This is a genomic window from Zavarzinia aquatilis (genome assembly GCF_003173035.1).
In the GTDB taxonomy this organism is placed as follows: domain Bacteria; phylum Pseudomonadota; class Alphaproteobacteria; order Zavarziniales; family Zavarziniaceae; genus Zavarzinia; species Zavarzinia aquatilis.
The window spans coordinates 1-3731 of sequence record NZ_QGLE01000030.1 but is presented as its reverse complement, the minus strand read 5'-3'; the positions used below and the strand labels follow the sequence as shown (position 1 = coordinate 3731).

The window sequence follows — 3731 nt, the reverse complement described above, 5'->3', positions numbered from 1 at the left end:
GCCGCGCCGCCTCTTCGAGGGCGGTCAAGCCGCTCATGCCAGCACCTCTTGCAGTTCGAGTGAAATTGACCAGAAACGTCGGTCGAGACGTCGCGGCTCACCGCCGCCCGTGATGCGGGCGGGCCAGGCTTCGCGGAAGAGGTTCCCGGTATCGTCGATATCGGGGACGAACAGCACGGGGTCGATCGTGTCGCGGTTGACCACCATGTCGTAAAGCCGCATCGCCTCGTCCTTCGAAAGCATCGACCAGGTCATGGCCTGGCTGCGGGCGATGCGCCGCCGATCGACAATGATCCCGCCGCCGGGGGTCTCGTCGATGATCGAGCGGGAGCGCCGGCCGAGCGAGCGGCCGAGGTCGAAATTATATTCAGCGACGATCGGGTCCCCCATCATGAGATAACCGATATCGACCTGCCCGGCAGTGTTGGCGGTGTCGTTCAGGTCTATCCGCCAATAGCGGGCGACGGTGCCGCCGCCCAGCGGCAGGACCAGATGACGACTGTAACCGGCGATGTCCTTGACACGCGGCTGACCCGTCCAGAAGTTGGGTTCTTCCCATGGCAAAGAGAGACTGGAAACGATGCGACCCAGCACCAGCTGCGAGGCGACCGACAGCACGTCGCCGGTGTGACCCGAGGTGGTCGAGGCGCGATAAGCCACAGTCGCTTGAAGCGACAGGGTATGATGACAGAGAACGATCCACCTGATCGCCTTGAGGCTGCCGAGATCGACTTCGATCCGCGTGTTGGCGGGGTTGGCGATCGCGGTGCACCGCGCCGGCCGGGCGATCATGCGCGCGTCCAGCAGGTTGGCCAGCGGCAACGCCCAGGTGCCGCCGGAAAGGGCGACGCCGGGGTCCTGAACCAGATTGTCGTGAAGGATCGCACCGCGCGCCATGTCAGCCCCACAGTCTCAGCGTGACGAGATGACGGGCGGGCGCCATGACGCGCTTGCCGATTACCCGATAGAGGCCGGAAATCCCCTGGCGCGGGTAGTCGAGCTGCACGCAGTCGTCCCCCAGACGCAGGGCGAGGGCGGCGGCGTCGAGCTCGACCACCACCCGCCACGATTCGCGTACCTGCCCGAACAGGGCGCCCAGGCTATCCGCCAGCCCCTGGGCATCGGTCTCCGCCACCAGTGGCGTGTCGATCGTCAGCTCACGGGCGGTCGGCCAGGCGGCGGCCACAGCCGGCGAGCTCCAGACAGCGGTGCGCCATTCCTCGGCCAGCTCCCGGGCGCGGGCCGTGCCGATGATCGAGCCGGCGAGATCGGCTTCGCGCATCATCGTGTAATTGCGGGCATATCTGACGGTGATTTTCTTGGCCGGCACCAGGGCATCGCTGTCGTCGACCTCGATCGAGCGGACGCCATATTGGTCGATGGCGAGGGCCGCCGGCCCGGCCGGCGCCGCAAGGCGCCCGACCTGCCAGACACCGAGGGGATCGGGCAGCACGTAACCCGCGAAGCCCCGGGCGAGCTGGCCGATGGCCTCGGCATAGGTTACCGGGCTGTCCAGCCACAAGCCGCAGGCGGCGGGCGCGGCAAGCGTGCCGAAGCTGGCGCCGATCTCGCCGCCGGCATAGCCCCGCCGCTCCAGCAGGCGCTTGATCAGGGCGGGGGCCTCGGCGGTATAACCGCCCGCGCCGATGGTGCCGCGCAGGCCGGCGGTCACGGTGCCGCCCAGTGTGCCGCCCAGCTTCAGGAGACCTCGCGTGCGGTCGCGGACATAATGGGTGGCGGCTGGCGCGGCCGCGTCGAAAGCCGCGCCGGTCAGGTCGGCGTCGCGGGTCATGTTGGCGTCGGCGCCACGATCGCGCAGGGTCTCGGCGTCATAATCGCCACCGTCGTTAAGCTGCAGCGTCAGGGTCGAGCCGTTGACCCAGGGCGGCGAGATATTGGCCCGGGTCAGGTCGCCCAGGGCGAGCGGGACCGGCTTGCCCTTGAGATCATCGGCCCCGCCCTCATAGCCGGTCGCGCCGACATTGCTGCCCTGATAAAGCCGCGCCTGCACGTCCTGTTCGAGGTCCGCACGCTTGTCGTGGATCGAGAGGCGGAGGCGCGAGGGACCGTCGGTGCGGACCTCCCACACCGGGCGCTCGACTCGGCCCTTGAGGATGCAGGTCCACGCCGCGAAGGCGTCGGGCGTGCCGTCCTGGGCGGCTCGACCGAGGTAAATGGCGATGTCCTGCCAGCGCCAGGCGCGATAGCCGGAAAGGGCGCCATCGGCGTTCGAGATCACGAGGTCCCCAGCCCCCAGCGCACCTTCGAGGCGGGAGAGATCGGCGTACAGGTCCTGGCTCACATCACCGCCCTCGATCATGCGGGCGTCACAGACCGCGTTGGGGCGGGCGCCATCGCCGACATTGAAAGGCCGGATCGGCGTATCCGTCCACCTGAAGGTCTCGGTGGTGACGCCATCGGTGGCGGTCACCTCGGCGAGGACGACGCGGGTCGCGGTCATGCGGCACCTCGCCGGGCGGCCAGGCGCGTGACCTGCGCGTTGCTCACCGCGACCTCGCGGGCGAGGCTGTGCACCTCCTGCCGCAGGGCGGCGGCGTCATCGGCGGCTCCGGCCTGGCCGGCCGCCAGCACGTCGACCACCTGTCGCAGCAACTCGGCCAGCCCCGCGATATCGCGTCGGAGGGCGGCGATCTCGCTCGCGGTGCCGGCATCGCCGCCGGCCGCGGCCTGCACGGTCGGTGCCGCTGCCGCCGGGGGTGGCAGGACCACGGTGACGGGCTGCACGATCGCGGCCCGGCCGGCGGCCTCGACCGCGCGGCGGGCGTCGCGATCGGCGCCAACCCGGAGGGTACGGAGCGCGCCGTCCAGCCCATTATCATTGATGGCTTCGAGCAGCGGGCGGGTTGCGGGCGTGACCTGACTCGCCCGCGTTACCCATTCGCCGCCCGCGAGCGCGATCGTGCCGCCGCCGGCATAGCGGGCCAGCACGCTGTCCTTGTTCCAGATACCGTTTCCGACCAGGCCGCCGGCTTCGAGGGCCTGCGTCGGCGCCACGAAGGGATTTCGGGCCGTCTCGATCGCCTCGGCCAGGGCCTTCATGCCGGCGCTGGGCGAGCTGAAATCCACCTTGCGCAGCGCGGAGAGCGAGGCGCCGTCGAGGCCGCTCATCGTCCCGGCGAGGCTGGACAGATAGGCCGTCTCGGCGGCGGCAAGGCCGTTGGGATCGTCGATCAGCTTGGTGGTGTAGCCGCCGCTGGGCTTATACATGGCGAGGCGGATGCCATAGCTGTCACCCGAGGAGACGCCCCGGGATCGCATGGTCAGCTTAAAGCCCGGGAGCGCGCCGCCGACGATGTCCTGCACCTGACGGCCGAGATCGGCGAGGATGCCGGCGAGGGCCTCGACACGGGGGACGTTGGTGTCTGCGCCGATGCCAGTTTCCTTGACCACGGCGGACAGCGTGTCGCTGCCGGCGTCGTAGTCCTGGCTGACAGCCCGCAGGTGATGTCCATCGTCGACCGCCTTCGCGATGCCCGATCCCCGCGCCGTGACCGACGCCGCCGTATTGCTGGCGGCATCGCCCACGGCTGAGACCTTGGTGTCATAGGCGGCCCGCGCGGCCGCGACCCGGGCCGCCTGGGCCTTGGCGGCCGCCTCGGCATCGAGCGCGGCTTGCTGCTCGGCAGTGGTCTGCAGAAAGCTCGACAGCAGGCCCGCCAGCGTCTGGTTGCCACCGACCACGGCCGCGATGAGGGACGACAGACTGGCCG

At 69.8% G+C, this 3731-nt stretch carries 3 protein-coding genes; all 3 read right to left on the bottom strand.

Translation table 11 applies throughout. The features are described 5' to 3' along the window. Window positions 1–33: 33 nt before the first annotated feature. Window positions 34–897, bottom strand: a complete 864-nt coding sequence (locus tag DKG74_RS21265) for a hypothetical protein (RefSeq protein ID WP_109908191.1) — start codon at window positions 895–897, stop codon at window positions 34–36. Between the two features lies 1 nt (window position 898). Then, window positions 899–2461: a hypothetical protein gene (locus DKG74_RS21260; RefSeq protein ID WP_109908190.1), complete on the bottom strand. Its 1563-nt coding sequence runs from the start codon at window positions 2459–2461 to the stop codon at window positions 899–901. Continuing rightward, window positions 2458–3731, bottom strand: a 1274-nt coding sequence (locus DKG74_RS21915) for a hypothetical protein (RefSeq protein WP_207779457.1), incomplete at its 5' end; no start/stop codon positions are given. The genes DKG74_RS21915 and DKG74_RS21260, both read right to left, overlap by 4 nt.

What these genes read in the sequence shown, in the direction of transcription:
- DKG74_RS21260 (WP_109908190.1), bottom strand. Translation starts at nt 2,461, where the DNA reads ATGACCGCGACCCGCGTCGTCCTCGCCGAGGTGACCGCCACCGATGGC.
- DKG74_RS21265 (WP_109908191.1), bottom strand. Translation starts at nt 897, where the DNA reads ATGGCGCGCGGTGCGATCCTTCACGACAATCTGGTTCAGGACCCCGGC.